We start from the raw sequence: 14,765 nt of genomic DNA, 5'->3' as shown, positions 1-14,765 counted from the left end.
CATTGGAGGTTGTGGCATGTCCTGCCCGCTGATCGCCAACGCCAGCGTCATCCGCGTCACCCGGGTCGACGGCTGTGGCCGCCCTGTCTGCGGCGACGACAATGGTTACGTCTTCGACTGCTTCGCCAGCCTGGCGATGAACCGCAACGTCGAAGAGGGGACCGACGTCGAGTACAAGGCCGCCAACGGCCGGGTGTGCGGGTTCAAGCGCGGCTGCCCCTCCTTCCGGGGGTTCGACGTCGAGCTGAACTTCTTCGCTGTCTCACCGGAGCTGATCGAGATCATGACCGGCAGCCCGGTCTACTACGACTTCGCCGGCAACCCGATCGGCTACGACGACTGCTCCATTCAGTGCAACTCCGGGTTCGCCCTGGAGCTGTGGGCCGAGGTCCTCGGCGAGGACGTCTGCCCTGAGGAGGCCACCGGCGACGGCGCCTGGGTGTACTTCCTTCTGCCGTGGGTCACCAACGGCCAGCTCGGCGACCTTGAAGTCGGCAGCGAGCAGGCGTCGCTCACCCTGAGCGGTTCCACTCGAGCCGGAGGCCGCTGGGGTGTCGGCCCCTACGACGTGCAGGCCATCGACGCCGCGGGCACTGCCGGGCCGATGCTCACCCCGCTCGGCGCGAACTGTCACCGCCGCACGTTCATCACCACGATCGCACCGCCCGAGCAGTCGTGTGAGTACCAGCCGGTCACCGGCGAGCTGTGCCTGGCCTCCTGATGGGGCTGCCGGACCTCGTCATCCCGGTGCGGCAGGGACAGTTCAACGAGCAGCTGCGCTACGCGCTGCGCTCGATGGACGCCCACCTGCCGCACCGGCGGGTGTGGATCGTCGGCCATCGGCCCGCCTGGTTGACCGGTGCCGAGCACATCCCCACCGAGCAGAGGGGCAGCAAGTACGCCAACACCACCGCCGCGGTGCGCGCCGCCTGTGAGCACGACGGCGTGGCCGAGCGCTTCCTGCTGTGCAACGACGACTTCTTCATCATGCGGCCCCACCCCGAGGGCATGCCGGTGCTGCACCGCGGCCCGGTCCGGCAGGTCGAGGAGTACTACGCCGCCCGCGCCTCAGGCGCCTACCTGCGCGGCATGCGCGAGACCCGCGAGCTGCTCGCCGAGCTCGGCCATCCCGAGCCGCTGTCGTATGAGCTGCACGTGCCGCTGCCGGTCGACAAGACCGGCATGCTGCACGCCCTGGATGCCGGCCGGGGCCTGGACGTGCTGCACAAACGCACCCTGTACGGCAACCTGGCCGGGCTGGGCGGACGGCAGGCCGACGACGTCAAGGTCCTCGTGCGCGGCCCCAAGTTCCCCCGAGACTCCCACTGGCTGTCGACCATGCCCGACACCTTCGCCTCCGGCCACGTCGGCGCGTTCATCCGCGAGCGCTTCCCCCACCCGTCACGGTATGAGGCGCGCGGGCGGAGACGCTGATGCCGCTCCAGATCGGGCCCTGTGAGCCCTGGCCAGTCGATCTGTGCTGCAAGCTGCCCGACGACCTCGACCCGGCCGTCATCGACCGCTGGCAGCGCGTCGCCTCCCAAATCCTGTGGCGCATGTCCGGTATGCGATGGGGTCCGTGCCCCGTCACCGTACGGCCATGCCGGAGGGCGTGCCTGGAGTCCTTCCCCCTCACCGTGTGGTGGGGCACGGCCGGGCCGTGGGTGCCCTACATCGGCGCCGACGGGCTGTGGCGCAACGCGTCGGTGTGCGGCTGCTCCTCCGGCTGCTCGTGCGGGGAGCTGTGCGAGGTGTACCTGCCCGGCCCCGTCTACGACGTGACCGAGGTGACCGTGGACGGGCAGGAGCTGGTGCCGGAGGCGTACCGGGTGGACGCGGCCGGGCGGCTGGTACGCACCGACGGCGAGTGCTGGCCGCGCTGCCAGGACATGGCCGCCCCGTGCGGGGAGCCTGGCACGCTGTACGTCACCTACCGGTGGGGCCTGCCGCTGGACGAGTCCGCCATCGCCGCGGTGTCGGAGCTGACGTGCGAGCTGATCAAGGCGTGCCCGGAGGTGGCGGGGGCGTGCGGCACCTGCCGGCTGCCGGGCAACGTCACCAAGCTGGTCCGGCAGGGCGTGCAGGTCGAGATGGCCGACCCGACGACGGTCTTCGCGGAGGGGCGCACCAACCTGCCGCTGGTCGATCTGTGGCTGCATGCCGTGAACCCGTACCGGCTCAACTCACCGAGCCGGGTGTTGTCGCCCGACTTCCGGCGCCCGCGGACGACGACATGGCCCTGACCTCGGAGGGCCTGCACGACCTCATGCGGGTGATGCTGGCCTGCGTGTGCGAAGCCTTGGACGAGGCCGCCCTCGCCGTGGAGGGGCACCCTGGCTGTCCGTGCCGGGCCTGCGTGGTCGCCGGGCCGCCCGCGTGGGACCAGTGCACCGATCCGTGCGGCGGGGACCAGGTCGGTGGCCAGCTGACGGTGCACCTGGAGCGCATCTTCCCCTCCACCGAGTTCCCGCAGGAGGACCGGCAGGTGCGCGGCACGCCCGGCTGCCGCGCGCCGGCGACGACCGCGGCCGAGATCGTCGTCACCCTGCTGCGGTGCGCCCCTGTGCTCGACGAGCGGGGCTGCCCGCCCGCCTGTGAGGTGCTGGAGAGCTCGGCGCGGACGGTGCACGTGGACGCCGCGACCGTCTACAGCGCGCTGATGTGCTGCCTGCCGCACACCGCCGGCAGGCGCGGCCGCCGTTTCCTGATGGGGCGCACTCGCGTGCTCGGGCCGCAGGGCGGGTGTGTCGGGGTGGAGACCCGGGTGATCGTCGCGCTGGCCGGCTGCGCCCCGTGCCCGGGGGACATCTCGTGAGCGTCCGGGTCACCGTCCGGATCGACGAGGGCGAGCTGAAGCGGATGGCGCTGTCGCCGACAGGCGAGATCGGCCTTCAGGTCGAGGCGCGGGTGCGGCAGGCCCAGACCATCGCCAAGGTCCTGGCGCCGGTCGACAGCGGCACTCTGCGCAGGGAGATCTACATCGACGGACCCCGGATGGGTGAGTCGACGACGTCGTGGGAGGTGGTCGCCGCCGTGGCCTACGCGCTGTGGATCATCCGCGGACGGAGGGAGTACCGGCGCGGGACCGGCCGCATCATCCGCGCCAGCGCGGGGCCGCGCCCGTTCCTGCTGGACGCTCTGCAGCAGGTGTTCGGCTAGCGATCGCCGCGGTGAACATGGCCGCGCGGACCTGACGAGGTGTCCAGCGGGCCGGTGCAGCAGGGTGAGGCGGGGCAGAGATGCGTACGCCGTGATTGGTGAACCGGGCGGCGATCTGCTCGAAGGTCAGCCCCGCTCGGATCAGGCCGCTCGCATCGCGGGCGACCTGTTCAAGGCCGGCGTTGTCGGAGGTCTCCGAGACGGTCGGCGGCGGGCTGTCGAGGTAGCCGGGCACGGTCATATCTCCACGGTAGAGGCGGGTTCGCCAGGGGTGCTGTTGTTGACAGAAGCTGACAGATGTTGCCGGAATCTGGCAGCGGGAGCTGGGTCAGGCCGGCCACCAGTAGCCGCAGCCCTCGCTGGTGAACCCCTCGCCCTTGTAGACGGTGACCTTGACGCCGCGGGGCGCGTTCTGGACGAAGGCGTTGCTGATGATGTCGCCGCCGCCGGTGCTGCGCGCCCAGTAGCAGTCTTCGATGCGCTCGTGGGTGCGGTAGGTGCCGGGCTTGATGCCGTCACCGACGGTGTAAGCGCCGTCGGTGAAGCCGTTCTTGCCCTTGGCCAGCAGCGGGATGTACTTGGGGCACAGGTGGCGGATGGCGAGAATGATCAGCTTGCCCGGAGGGTCGCCGTAGTCGTTGTGGTAGGCGTCGACGACGTCGTTGATGGTGGGCGGGTCTCCGCCGTCGTCGCCGCAGACCACGCGCCCGTCGTCGAGTGTGCCCAGCTCGTCGGGCTCGTTGCTGAGCGCGGCGATGAAGGCGCGTTCGGCGTCGCTGGTGGGCGTCGCGGACGGTTCCTCAGTGGGGGTGTCGTAGACAGGGGTGTTCTCGAGCGTCAGGTCGGTGGGTTATCTTTGGTGGCTCTCAGTCGTGCGACAAGTACTTCAAGTAGTGCGGGCGGCTACTTGACGCACAGTATCTGGGGGTCCGTACGGCATGTGGGTCACGTCAGGTGCGTGGCCCTCGGGGGGGTCGGGCACAGCGCCATCCTCGAACAGGAGTCCACGAAACGTTTCGACCGAAACGTTTCCGGTGCAGCAGTGCACGCTCGTGAGCGCTGCCAAGCGTCGTTCCCATAGCTTCTTCCGTGAGCCTTGCTGGCTCGATGCCGTGGGCCGACAAAGGAGGTCCGCGGCGGTGATCGCCCCAGCCACTGTCGGAGCCCAGCTACCGCCGGCGATCGTCACGGCCTCGGCCAAGCTACGGAAGGTGTTTCGGCCGAAAAACCTGGACGCATGTTCGAGGCAACATGCCTTACTAATCGACGGCGCGCTGGCCTGCCGAGACATTCGGATAGCCAGATAAACCAGGACGCGCCGGGGACATGGTGTTGCGTGAACCTGTCCCACGCGCTGCTGGGCAAGGCCATGTCGTACGGGACGGCCTATGAGTTGTTCTGCCGCCCGCCCAGGGCCGCTTTGAGCTTGGGTCGAGCTCAGTCAACTTGGCCTACGTGAAAGAAGAGATCACCATCCTCTGACCTGCTGGAAGGGTCCTCCAACCCTAGATAATCCACGGGAGCGGTAGGTGCGCCGGGTCTCATCCGACAGCGGCGCGCGCTCCAGCGCCGCGGCGTACTCGCCGAACACGGTGCCGTAGAGGGGCGAGAGCCGGGTGGGGCGCGCGCCCGGACGGCGCTTCGTAATCTCCCCCGATGGGCATGGCCTCGTCCTGCTGATCGAGGTCACGGCGCCGTGGTGTCGAGGCCAGGAGCGGTCCTGTCGGGGCATGCGGTCTGAGAGGCGTGTGCGGCGGCGGAAAGCTCCCAGCGGTGCGGGGGTTGTGCGCCTTCCCGGGTGGTGGCGAGTGCGCCAGCGAGCACTGCGCGGGTGAGGAGGCGCCGCAGCGCTTCGGGGTGGTCGGGGATGTGGGCGCGTGGGCGCCGCCCAGCCTCGGTGCGGACGAGCCCGTCCAGGAGCGCCGCCTGGAAGGCATCGCCGGCGCCGACGGTGTCGACGACCTCGACCGAGGGTGCCGGCACCGACACCTGCGCAAGGGCCGTGTAAGCGGTCGCTCCGGCGGCGCCGCGGGTGAGAACGACCAGCCGGGGACCGAGGGACCGAAGCCGTCGGGCACTGTCTTGCGGGTCATGTTCCGGCCACAGCCAGCGCAGGTCTTCATCACTGGCCTTGACCACATCGGCCACCGCGACGAAACGTTCGAGCGCCGACCGGTAGGCGCGGTGGTCTGGTTGCACGGCCGGGCGCACGTTGAGGTCGATGCTCACCGTGCAGCCTTGCCGGTGGACTTGTATGCACAGGTTGAGAACATTTTGGGCTCCGGGTTCAACGGCCACTGCGAGCGAGCCGGTGTGCAGAAGGATGACGTCCTGGCTCAGCGTCGGCGTTTCGGGAGCCCAGTGAGGGACGAACTCATACGTTGCGGAGCCAGTGTCGGCATCGAGGTAGGCCAGAGCGACCGTTGATCTCCGGGACGCCTCGGCAATCCGAACGACGTCGAGGCCGGTGTCCGCCAGATAGGACTTGATCATCTGGCCGGGCGGGTCGTCGCCCCAGCAGGTGAGGAGGCTGACGGGGCATCCCAGACGCCGTAGCCCGAGGGCCACATTGGCCGGGCTGCCCCCGGGAGAGATGCGCAGCGTGTCCGTACCGGCTCGCCACAACAGGTCCACCAGTGTTTCGCCCACCACGACAACAGGTGCGGTGGAGATCGTCATATGGCCGTCCTTAGGGTCAGGCTCTGATCGCGTCGGCTCCGGTGCTCTCACGGAGGGATCGGATCTCGCAGGCCAGGGTCACAGCGCGGGTTCGAGGCCGCCGACGGTGTAGCGCACGGGCATGGGGTCGCCGAGTTCGCCGGCGAAGCGCCCGTCGCGTTCCTCGACGAAACCGATGAGGTTCCAGGCGCCGTCGGTGTCCTGTACCAGGCGGGTGGCGTAGAGGTTGGAGACCGGGACGGGTCGTGCCCGCGAGAGATCCCACGGGCCGGTGACCGAGCGGCCGGGCACCGCCCAGATCTGCTCGGGCTCTGTCCGCTGGGTGAGGTTGCTGCAGAACAGCAGGAGCGGCTGGCCGTCGACGACGGCGCTCTGGGGGACTTCGAGGTGGCCGAACCCGGCGGGTTCGGTCAGAGGAGGTCGGACCTCCCAGTGCAGGAGGTCGGGTGACCAGGCGTGTCCGATGACCCCTCGGCCGCCGGCCGGTCCTTGCCTGGCGTGGGCGGTGATGAGCATGTGCCAGCCGTCGCCGGTGGGGTCGGCGAACACCCACGGGTCGCGCCAGGCCTCGCCCGGCCAGTCGGTGGAGTCGGCGTGCTCGTACCAGGTGGGGTCGGGCTCGACCAGGGGTTTGTCGCCGAAGCGGTGCCAGGTGTGCAGGTCGTCGGAGGTGGCCAGGCCGATGCGCTGGACGAGGCGGCCGGCGGCATGGCCGACTCCGGTGTAGAACATGTACCAGCCGTCCGGGCCGCGCACGACGCTGCCGGTCCAGGTTGCGAGGCCGTCCCATGCTGGGCCGTCGGCCGGGACGAGCGCGTCGGCCCGCAACTCCCAGGAGCACAGGTCGCTGGAGACGGCATGTCCGATGGAGGCGCGCTTGTGGCGGCGCTCAGGATCCAGCAGCGCGCGGGAGGCGCGGAGGAAGAAGGCGTGGAAGCGGCCTTCGTCGTCGCGTGTGTACCAGCTGTCCCACACCCAGGCGTCGGGCAAGCGCAGCATTCGTCACTCTCCAAGGCTAAATCGATTGAGCAACAGGGGGGCGAACACCGGTCGGTTCGACCGGTACCACGAGATCAGGCGGTGGGCGCCGCTATAGAGCCTCGCTCGCGCAGTGGCATCGGCACCCATCGAGTTCCGGGGCCGGCGTCCTCGTCGAGCAGGAGTTCGGCCGCGAGGCGGCCCATGTCCTCGTGGGGCAGTGCGGCGGTGGTCAGGCCGGGGCGCATCCATGCGGCCATGGGTTCATCGTCGAAGGACACGATCGAGATGTCGCCGGGGACGGTGCAGCGTGCCTCGGCGGCGGCCTGGTAGGCGCCGAAGGCGAGCCGGTCATTCATGCAGATGACCCCGGAGGGCCGGTTGGGGCGGCGCAGCAGGGCGTGCATGCCGGCGTATCCGCTCTCGACCTCCCAGTCGGCCGTCTGCTCACCCGTCGAGAGCCGAAGGCGCTGCCCGGTAAGCGCCCGGCGGATGCCTCGCAGGCGCAGCCCCGCGGCGAGCGCTCTGTGCGGTCCCCGCTCGACCGACTCGGTCCGGCCGAGCACGGCGATGCGCCTGTGCCCGTGAGCGATGAGTGCGGCGGCGACGGCGTATCCCGCGTCCTCCTCACCGGGCAGGACGGACGGGAGCCGGTGTGCGCTGGTGGCGTTGAGCAGCACCGTCCGGACCGACAGCAGCGGCGGCGGGACGGCGAGGTGGCGGCTGTACATGGCGGCGTAGATGACGCCGTCGACCTGGCGGTGCAGCATCGCGTCGATCACGTCGCGCTCGAGGTCCGGGTCGCCCTGCGTTTCGGCGATCAGCAGGACGTGGTCGCGTTCGCGGGCGGCGTCGAGCGCCCCGCGGATCATGCCGCCGGCGAACCGGGTGGTGGCGACCGTGTCGGAGATGAGCGCGATGGTCGCGGTCTTGTGGGTGCGCAGGCTGCGCGCCGCCACGTTGGGGCGGTAGCCAAGCTCGCTCGCCGCGGCGAGCACCCGCCGCCGGGCGTCCTCCGACAGCCGGGTCCCCTCGCGCCCGTTGAGCACCCGGGAAGCCGCCGTCGTGGACAGGCCAGCGCGCCGAGCCACGTCGGCCAGCGTCACTCTGCGTTGAGACATGCTCTCCTCCCCGGGGACACGGGCTCCGTCGTCTGATCATCGTAGGGGGGCTTGACACGGCGCATACCGGGACGCATCCTTTGCTAAATCGTTTGCGCAACGATAACACGTCCGACGGTGTCGTCGGCAGCACGAAAAAGTCGCTGGTAGACGCCCTAACCGGCGCTCTGGCCGGCTGTCACAACGCCTCGATCCAACCCTGCAGTGCCTACTTCGATCTGGAGATGAACGTGTCCGGCCTCCTATCCCACGGCTGGTCGCCGCCCCGGTGGCCGCGCCTGAGCGCCGCCATCGCCACCGCGGCCGTCACCGCGCTCGCCGCCACCGCCTGCGGGACGGGCGGTGCGAAGAGCAGCGGCGGACAGGTGAGCGACCAGTTCACCTTCGGCTTTCCTGCGTCGCCGCCGAGCCTGAACCCGGGGATCGGCGATCCCTCGTACTCGGCCTTCTACCAGTGGGCGTACGACCCCTTGGTCGTCATGAAGCCAGACGGCACGTTCGGGCCGGGGCTCGCGGTCAAATGGGGCTACTCCGGCAAGGGCAACCGTGTCTACGAGCTGACCTTGCGCGAAGGGCTCAAGTTCAGCGACGGCACCGCCCTGGACGCCCAGGCTGTGAAGACCTACCTGGACTATGCGCGCGGCCAGAAAATCGGGTCGCCGGCGCAGTTGCTGGTGAGCGTCTCCGAGGTCGAGGTCACAGGGCCCCTGACGGTGCGGCTGAACCTGAGAAAGTCCGACCCGAACCTGACCTTCGCCTTCGCGCAGGCGTTCGGCGGTGGGGACATCGCCAGCCCGAAGGCGGTGGCCGATCCCGCGACCCTGGACAAGGGAACGGCGGGGGCCGGCCCGTACATGCTGCAGGCATCGCAGACCGTCGTGGGAGACCACTACACGTTCGTGCCGAATCCGCATTACTGGGACAAGAGTCGGCAGCGCTGGAAGTCGGTCACGATCCGCGTGATTCCCAACCCCTCGTCGATGATCCAGGCGATGCGGGCCGGGCAGGTACAGGCCGCGCTGGGGGATCCGACGACGCTGCAGGCGGCGCGCGGCGCCGGGCTCACCGTCTCGGCCCCGCCGCAGGCGCTGACCGGGCTCAACCTGGTCGACCGGGCGGGGGAGCTGGCCAAGCCGCTCGGCGATGTGCGGGTCCGGCAGGCGCTGAACCACGCGGTCGACCGCGCTGCCATCGCCAAGGCCCTCTACGGCGATCAGAAGCTGACGATCAGCCAGTACGCCCTGCCGGGGCAGGCCGCCTACGATCCGTCGCTGAACTCTGCCTACGCCTACGACCCGGGCCGTGCCAAGCAGCTGCTCGCCCAAGCGGGCTACCCCGACGGGTTCACGTTGCCGGTCCTGGACACCTCGCTGTCCGGGATGGACAAGATGATGCAGGCGGTGGCGGGCCAGCTGGCCAAGGTAGGAGTCAAGCTCCAGATCACGACGAAGGCGGTGGCCAACGACTACTTCGTCGCGATGCAGTCGGGGAAGTTCCCCGCGGCGGCCATCGGGTACGGTTTGGCCAACATGGCGTCGCTGTACGTCGGATTCGTCAACCCGCAGGGCCCGTTCAACCCGCTCCACACGGTCGACCCGAAGCTGGAGGCCTTGTACGGGCAGTACTTCGCGGCCGGCGAGCAGGACGGCGCGGCCATCCAGAAGCAGATCAACGCCTACCTGGTGGATCAGGCCTGGAGCCTGCCGGTGGTGGGTGCACCGCTGAGCTACTACCTGGTCAAGGGCCTCACCGGGCTCGATGCGACCACCGCCAATGCCGGTGTGCCATGGCTGACCGAACTCCGGCCGGCCGGCTGAGGCAGCGCACCCGAGCACGGAGACAATGATGCTGAAACTCATCCTGCGCCGGCTGGCGTGGTCGATACCGCTGGTGCTGGTGGCGTCCGTGGTGTCGTTCGCCCTGGTGGCGTTGCTGCCGGGTGACGCCGCCCGTTCATTGCTGGGCCCCAACGCCACGGCGGACCAGTTGGAGGCCGCACGCCAGGAACTCGGGCTGGACCGGCCGCTGTGGGTCCAGTACTGGAACTGGTTGTCGGGGGCGTTGCACGGAGACCTGGGCAGCTCACTGATCAACCGGCAGCCGGTCGCCGGGCAGCTCGGCGACCGGCTCGGGCCCTCTCTCTCGCTGATCATCGGCGCCGTGCTCGTCGCCACGGCCGTGGGTGTGCTGATGGGTGTGCGGGCGGCACGCCGGGGTGCGGTGGGCCGTCTCGTGCAGGCCGGTTCCATCATCGGCCTGGCGCTGCCCGACTTCTGGCTGGGACTGGTCCTGGTCGTGGTGTTCGCGGTCAAGCTCGCGGCCTTCCCGCCCACCGGATACATCCCGCTGGGCCAAGATCCCGCAGGCTGGCTGAACTCGCTGGTCCTTCCGGTCATCACGCTGGCGGTGCCGGCCACCGCCACTATCGCCCGGCAGGCACGCGACGCCGTCTCGGCGGCCCTGGACCAGACCTACGTCCGCACGCTGCGGGCGGCCGGCGTGCCGGAGCTGTCGGTGGTCTACCGGCACGCGCTGAAGAACGCCGCGGTCCCGGTGCTGACCGTCATCGGGATGGTGTTCGTCGGCGCGCTCGGCGGAACCGTCGCGGTGGAGTTCATCTTCGCCATCCCCGGGCTCGGCAGCACCGCTGTGCAGGCGACCTCCGCCCACGACCTGCCGCTCATCCAAGGAGTGGTCGTGTACTTCACCCTCATCGTCGTCGCGGTGAACCTGCTTGTCGACGTGGCCTACGGCTACCTCAACCCCCGGGCGCGGCTGTCATGAGAACCTCGATTACCGCACTGCGCCGCAGACCGCTGGGGGCCATCGCGGCCGCCTACCTCGTCCTGCTGATCGCAGCCGGTCTGCTCGCCCCGGCCCTCGCGCCGCATCCGCCCCAGGCACAGGACCTGGCCGACGTGCTCGCCGGGCCTTCGGCCGGTCATCTGCTCGGCACCGACACACTCGGCCGCGACGTGCTCAGCCGGCTGCTGTACGGGATCACCCCGTCGCTGGTCAACGTGGTGATCGCGCTGGTGGTGTTCCTCGCGCTCGGCCTGCCCCTGGGGATCACGGCCGGTTACCGGGGCGGCTTGATCGACGCGGCGGTCAGCCGGGCCACCGAACTGGCCCTCGGCATCCCCTCGATCATCCTGGTGCTGGTGGTCCTCGCCGTTTTCTCCTCCAGTCCGACGGCGGCGATGGTGACCCTCGGCGTGCTGGGAGCCCCCATGCTCACGCGTGTCGTGCGTGGCGCGACCCTCCTGGTCCGCGACGAGCTGTTCGTCATCGCCGCACGGGTCGCCGGTGTCCGTCCCTGGCGGATCATGACCGGTCACATCCTGCGGCGCGTGCTCGGTCCCGTGCTGGTGCAGGGATCGGTGTTCGCGGGAGTGGCGCTTGCGTTCCAGGCCGCGTTGGCCTTCCTCGGCGTCACCGCCGCCGGCAACCGGCCCAGCTGGGGCCAAATGATCAGCGAGGCTTCGTCGGTCATCACCACCAGCTCATGGCTGCTCGTTCCGCCCGGGGTGGCGCTGGCACTGACCGTGCTCGCCTTCGGCGTGCTCGGTGACACGATCCGCGACATCTCATCCGGCGAGCGGCTGTCGGCCCGGCGCCGACGCACCGGCGCGGAACCGGCCACGACTCAACCCGCTACCACAACCGACACCAGCGATGCTCTGTTGAAGGTCCAGAACCTGGCGATCAGCGCTGACGGCGGGCCGCTGCTCGTCAGCGACGCGAGCTTCACCGTCCGAGCGGGTGAGACCGTCGCCGTCGTGGGCGAATCCGGCTGCGGCAAGACGATGACCGCACTGGCGGTCCTCGGCCTGCTCCCCAGCGGAGTCCAGATCACCTCAGGGCACGTGGAATTCGCCAGCATGGACCTGGTCGCCGGCGGACCGAAGGCCTACCGCGCCGTACGGGGCTCGGGCATCGCCTACATCGCGCAGGACGCGCTGGGCAGCCTCGACCCCACCCACACCATCGGCAGCCACCTCATCGAGGTCATCCGCTGTCGCGATGAGCTGTCCCGGCGGGACGCCCGCGCCCGCGCGATCGAGCTGCTGCACCAGGTCAAGCTCACCGACACCGACCGGGTCCTGGCCGCCTATCCGCATCAGATCTCCGGCGGCATGGCCCAGCGCGTCAACATCGCCCTCGCGCTCGCCGGACGGCCGCAGCTGGTGATCGCCGACGAGCCGACCACGGCACTCGACGTCACCGTCCAAGCCGGGATCCTGCAACTGCTGCGGGAACTGCGACACGAGACCGGGATGGCGATCCTGCTCATCACCCACGACTGGGGCGTCGTGGCGGACATCGCCGACCGCGCTGTCGTCATGTACGCCGGCGAGGTCGTGGAGAAGGCCGACGTTGAGGCGCTGTTCCGCGCGCCGCGCTTCCCTTACAGCGCCGCCCTACTGGCCGCCGACCCCAGCAATGCCGCCGAAGGGGCTCGTCTGCCCACCCTGCCCGGGCGTGTACCACCGCCCGGCTTCTGGCCGGCGGGTTGCCGGTTCGCCGGACGTTGCGCCCACACCACCGATGCCTGCACGACGGCGCCCATCCCCCTGGTCCAGGTGGGGGCTGATGCGGCGACCCGGTGCAGCCGCGTGGACGAGCTCGTCCAGGAAGGAGCACTACCGCAGTGACCGACACTCCCGCGCTCGCGGTCCGCAACCTCGCCGTCGGCTTCCGGCGCCGGCGCCGTGACCCGATGTTCTGGGCCTTGGACGACGTCACCCTCATCGTCCCGCAGGGAAGGACCATGGGCCTGGTCGGCGAGTCCGGCTCGGGAAAGTCCACCCTCGCCAAAGCCGTTCTCGGCCTCGCGCCCATCGCCTCAGGCGCCGTGCAACTGCTCGATCAAGACATCACCCGCCTGCGGCCGGCCCAGCGACGCAAGCTCGGCAGCACGCTCCAGGCGGTGTTCCAGGACCCGAACAGCTCACTCAACCCCTCCTACACCATCGGCCGGTCCCTCGCAGAGCCACTGCGAGCACAGGGAACGCACTCTCGCCACGACATCACCGGCCGCACCACCGCCATGCTCAAGGACGTCGGCATGGAGCCCAGTGCCGCGTCACGGTTCCCACGCGACTTCTCCGGCGGCCAACGCCAGAGGATCTCGATCGCCCGCGCCCTGATGACCGCGCCCCGCCTGGTCATCTGCGACGAAGCCGTCAGCGCACTGGACCTCTCGGTCCAGGCACAGATCCTCAACCTGCTCGCCGACCTGCAAGACCAGCACGGGCTGAGCTACCTGTTCATCTCCCACGACATGTCGGTCGTCCGGCACCTGTGCCACGATCTCACCGTTCTGTACCGCGGCCAGGTCATGGAAGCAGGCCCCACCCACCTGGTCGCCCGCTCCCCGGCCCACCCCTACACCCGGGCGCTCCTGCTCGCCGCACCAGTCGCCGACCCCACTACGCAACGCCGACGCCGCCCCGCTGCAACGGTCCCCGAGAACTCCACCGGCGCCCAGGGCGGCTGCCCGTTCGCGCCTCGCTGCCCCTTCGCGACAGACCGCTGCCGACAGACCCGACCCGAAACCCGTCACCTCGACGACGGGCGGACCGTCGCCTGCCACCACTACCCCCAATGGCAACATGACGCGCCCGACCACGGGGCCGCGCCGCTGACCACGACCTCCAATGGAACGGAGACATCTTGAGCCCGCGCCCGCAAGGCCTCGTGACCCCCGGATTCGAACCGGTCGCCGAAGCCTTCTCCGACAACTTCGACCAACGCGGCGACACCGCCGCATCATGCGTCGTCTACATCGCAGGGCGACCGGTCATCGACATCTGGGCCGGACGGAGCGGACGCGGCGCCTGGACACCCGACACCCGCAGTGTGGTGTTCTCCGTCAGCAAGGGCGTCACCACCATCTGCGTCCTCATGGCCGCCGAACAAGGCCTGATCGATCTCGACGCCCCCGTGGCCAAGTACTGGCCGGAGTACGTCCAGAACGGCAAAGAGGGCACCACCGTCCGGCACCTGCTCGCCCACCAGGCCGGACTCGTCGCCCCCGACCAGGACCTGACGGCCGAGGATCTGCAGTCCTGGCATCCCGTGGCCGAGACCCTCGCCCGCCAAGCGCCCGCCTGGCCCCCCGGCACCGCATTCGCCTACCACGCACTCACCTTCGGCTGGCTCGTCGGCGAAGTCATGCGCCGCGCCACCGGCCACAGCGTCGGCGACTGGTTGCGCGACCACGTCACCGAACCACTCGGTCTTGCCATGACCTTCGGAGCCGACCCGGCCGCGGCCGACTTCTCCCCGATGCTCCAACCGCTCCCCATCACCGACCCCGCCGCCGCCAAGGCGATCGCCGCAGTGCTCGCGGACCCGACGGCGGTCCGCGCCATGAGCCTCGGCGGCGTCTTCAACGCCGGCGACATGCCCGCCTCCGCCAGCACGCCCGAGTTCCTCGCCCCGGAACTCCCCGCCGCGAACCTAGTCACCAACGCCCGCAGCCTCGCCCGCCTGTATGCCGCCACCATCGGCGACATCGATGGCATCCGCCTCCTTAGGCCCGCCACCATCCACGACGCCCGCGCCGTCCGCTCCCAAGGCCAGCCTCGTATCGGCCTCGACGAAGGCAACCGATGGGGAACCGGCTTCATGCTCCACTCGACACGGCGCGGCATGGCCGGGCCCGGCAGCTTCGGCCACGACGGCCTCGGCGGCCAGCTCGCCTTCGCCCACCCCGAATCCCAGACGGCCTTCGCCTACCAGACCATCCGCCCCGGCGGAATCCCCGACGACCGCGCCGAAGCCCTCTGCCGCGCACTGCGCGCCTGCCTGTAAAGCTGCACT

At 69.9% G+C, this 14,765-nt stretch carries 14 protein-coding genes; 10 read left to right on the top strand and 4 right to left on the bottom strand.

The features are described 5' to 3' along the window. The first annotated feature begins 16 nt into the window (after positions 1-16). The 5 genes from ACIBQ8_RS35480 to ACIBQ8_RS35460 are packed head-to-tail and all read left to right on the top strand — an operon-like array spanning position 17 to position 3,159. Positions 17-721, top strand: coding sequence for a hypothetical protein (locus tag ACIBQ8_RS35480; RefSeq protein WP_397194172.1), 705 nt, complete (start codon positions 17-19; stop codon positions 719-721). Beyond that, on the top strand, positions 706-1,434 hold the full coding sequence (locus ACIBQ8_RS35475; RefSeq protein ID WP_397194171.1) for a hypothetical protein: 729 nt from the start codon (positions 706-708) through the stop codon (positions 1,432-1,434). The genes ACIBQ8_RS35480 and ACIBQ8_RS35475 overlap by 16 nt, the downstream gene beginning before the upstream one ends. Next, positions 1,434-2,243 (top strand): hypothetical protein, encoded by an 810-nt coding sequence (locus tag ACIBQ8_RS35470; RefSeq protein WP_397194170.1) that lies wholly within the window; start codon positions 1,434-1,436, stop codon positions 2,241-2,243. Before ACIBQ8_RS35475 ends, ACIBQ8_RS35470 begins: the two co-directional genes overlap by 1 nt. After that, the gene (locus ACIBQ8_RS35465; protein ID WP_397194169.1) at positions 2,234-2,815 is read left to right on the top strand and encodes a hypothetical protein; all 582 of its coding nucleotides are present in this window, start codon (positions 2,234-2,236) and stop codon (positions 2,813-2,815) included. The genes ACIBQ8_RS35470 and ACIBQ8_RS35465 overlap by 10 nt, the downstream gene beginning before the upstream one ends. Further along, the gene (locus tag ACIBQ8_RS35460; protein WP_397194168.1) at positions 2,812-3,159 is read left to right on the top strand and encodes a hypothetical protein; all 348 of its coding nucleotides are present in this window, start codon (positions 2,812-2,814) and stop codon (positions 3,157-3,159) included. The genes ACIBQ8_RS35465 and ACIBQ8_RS35460 overlap by 4 nt, the downstream gene beginning before the upstream one ends. A 328-nt stretch (positions 3,160-3,487) precedes the next feature. On the opposite strand, the gene ACIBQ8_RS35455 is transcribed toward ACIBQ8_RS35460, so the two are convergent. The 4 genes from ACIBQ8_RS35455 to ACIBQ8_RS35440 all read right to left on the bottom strand — a co-directional run bounded on the left by ACIBQ8_RS35455 (position 3,488) and on the right by ACIBQ8_RS35440 (position 7,937). Next, complete coding sequence (locus ACIBQ8_RS35455) at positions 3,488-3,862, bottom strand: hypothetical protein (protein ID WP_397194167.1); 375 nt, start codon at positions 3,860-3,862, stop codon at positions 3,488-3,490. A gap of 983 nt (positions 3,863-4,845) precedes the next feature. Next, positions 4,846-5,838 (bottom strand): carbohydrate kinase, encoded by a 993-nt coding sequence (locus tag ACIBQ8_RS35450; RefSeq protein WP_397177914.1) that lies wholly within the window; start codon positions 5,836-5,838, stop codon positions 4,846-4,848. Positions 5,839-5,916: 78 nt separating this feature from the next. After that, on the bottom strand, positions 5,917-6,837 hold the full coding sequence (locus ACIBQ8_RS35445) for a hypothetical protein (protein ID WP_352319177.1): 921 nt from the start codon (positions 6,835-6,837) through the stop codon (positions 5,917-5,919). Positions 6,838-6,911: 74 nt separating this feature from the next. After that, complete coding sequence (locus ACIBQ8_RS35440) at positions 6,912-7,937, bottom strand: LacI family DNA-binding transcriptional regulator (RefSeq protein WP_397194166.1); 1,026 nt, start codon at positions 7,935-7,937, stop codon at positions 6,912-6,914. A gap of 92 nt (positions 7,938-8,029) precedes the next feature. On the opposite strand from ACIBQ8_RS35440, the gene ACIBQ8_RS35435 reads away from it, so the two are divergent. Genes ACIBQ8_RS35435 through ACIBQ8_RS35415 form a run of 5 tightly spaced genes read left to right on the top strand, consistent with a single transcriptional unit; the run spans position 8,030 to position 14,756 of the window. Then, entirely contained in the window at positions 8,030-9,754 is a 1,725-nt protein-coding gene (locus ACIBQ8_RS35435; protein ID WP_397194165.1) for an ABC transporter substrate-binding protein, read from the top strand. A 28-nt stretch (positions 9,755-9,782) separates the two neighbouring features. Beyond that, on the top strand, positions 9,783-10,721 hold the full coding sequence (locus ACIBQ8_RS35430; protein WP_397194164.1) for an ABC transporter permease: 939 nt from the start codon (positions 9,783-9,785) through the stop codon (positions 10,719-10,721). Further along, on the top strand, positions 10,718-12,592 hold the full coding sequence (locus ACIBQ8_RS35425; protein ID WP_352319185.1) for a dipeptide/oligopeptide/nickel ABC transporter permease/ATP-binding protein: 1,875 nt from the start codon (positions 10,718-10,720) through the stop codon (positions 12,590-12,592). Before ACIBQ8_RS35430 ends, ACIBQ8_RS35425 begins: the two co-directional genes overlap by 4 nt. Next, positions 12,589-13,617, top strand: a complete 1,029-nt coding sequence (locus tag ACIBQ8_RS35420; protein ID WP_352319187.1) for an ABC transporter ATP-binding protein — start codon at positions 12,589-12,591, stop codon at positions 13,615-13,617. Before ACIBQ8_RS35425 ends, ACIBQ8_RS35420 begins: the two co-directional genes overlap by 4 nt. Then, positions 13,614-14,756, top strand: coding sequence for a serine hydrolase domain-containing protein (locus ACIBQ8_RS35415; RefSeq protein WP_352319189.1), 1,143 nt, complete (start codon positions 13,614-13,616; stop codon positions 14,754-14,756). The genes ACIBQ8_RS35420 and ACIBQ8_RS35415 overlap by 4 nt, the downstream gene beginning before the upstream one ends. The last annotated feature ends 9 nt before the right edge of the window (positions 14,757-14,765 follow it).

Source organism: Nonomuraea sp. NPDC049646 (assembly GCF_044465525.1).
Lineage (GTDB): Bacteria > Actinomycetota > Actinomycetes > Streptosporangiales > Streptosporangiaceae > Nonomuraea.
Note: the sequence above shows the minus strand (reverse complement) of the source record. Positions and strands in the feature narration are given on the sequence as shown.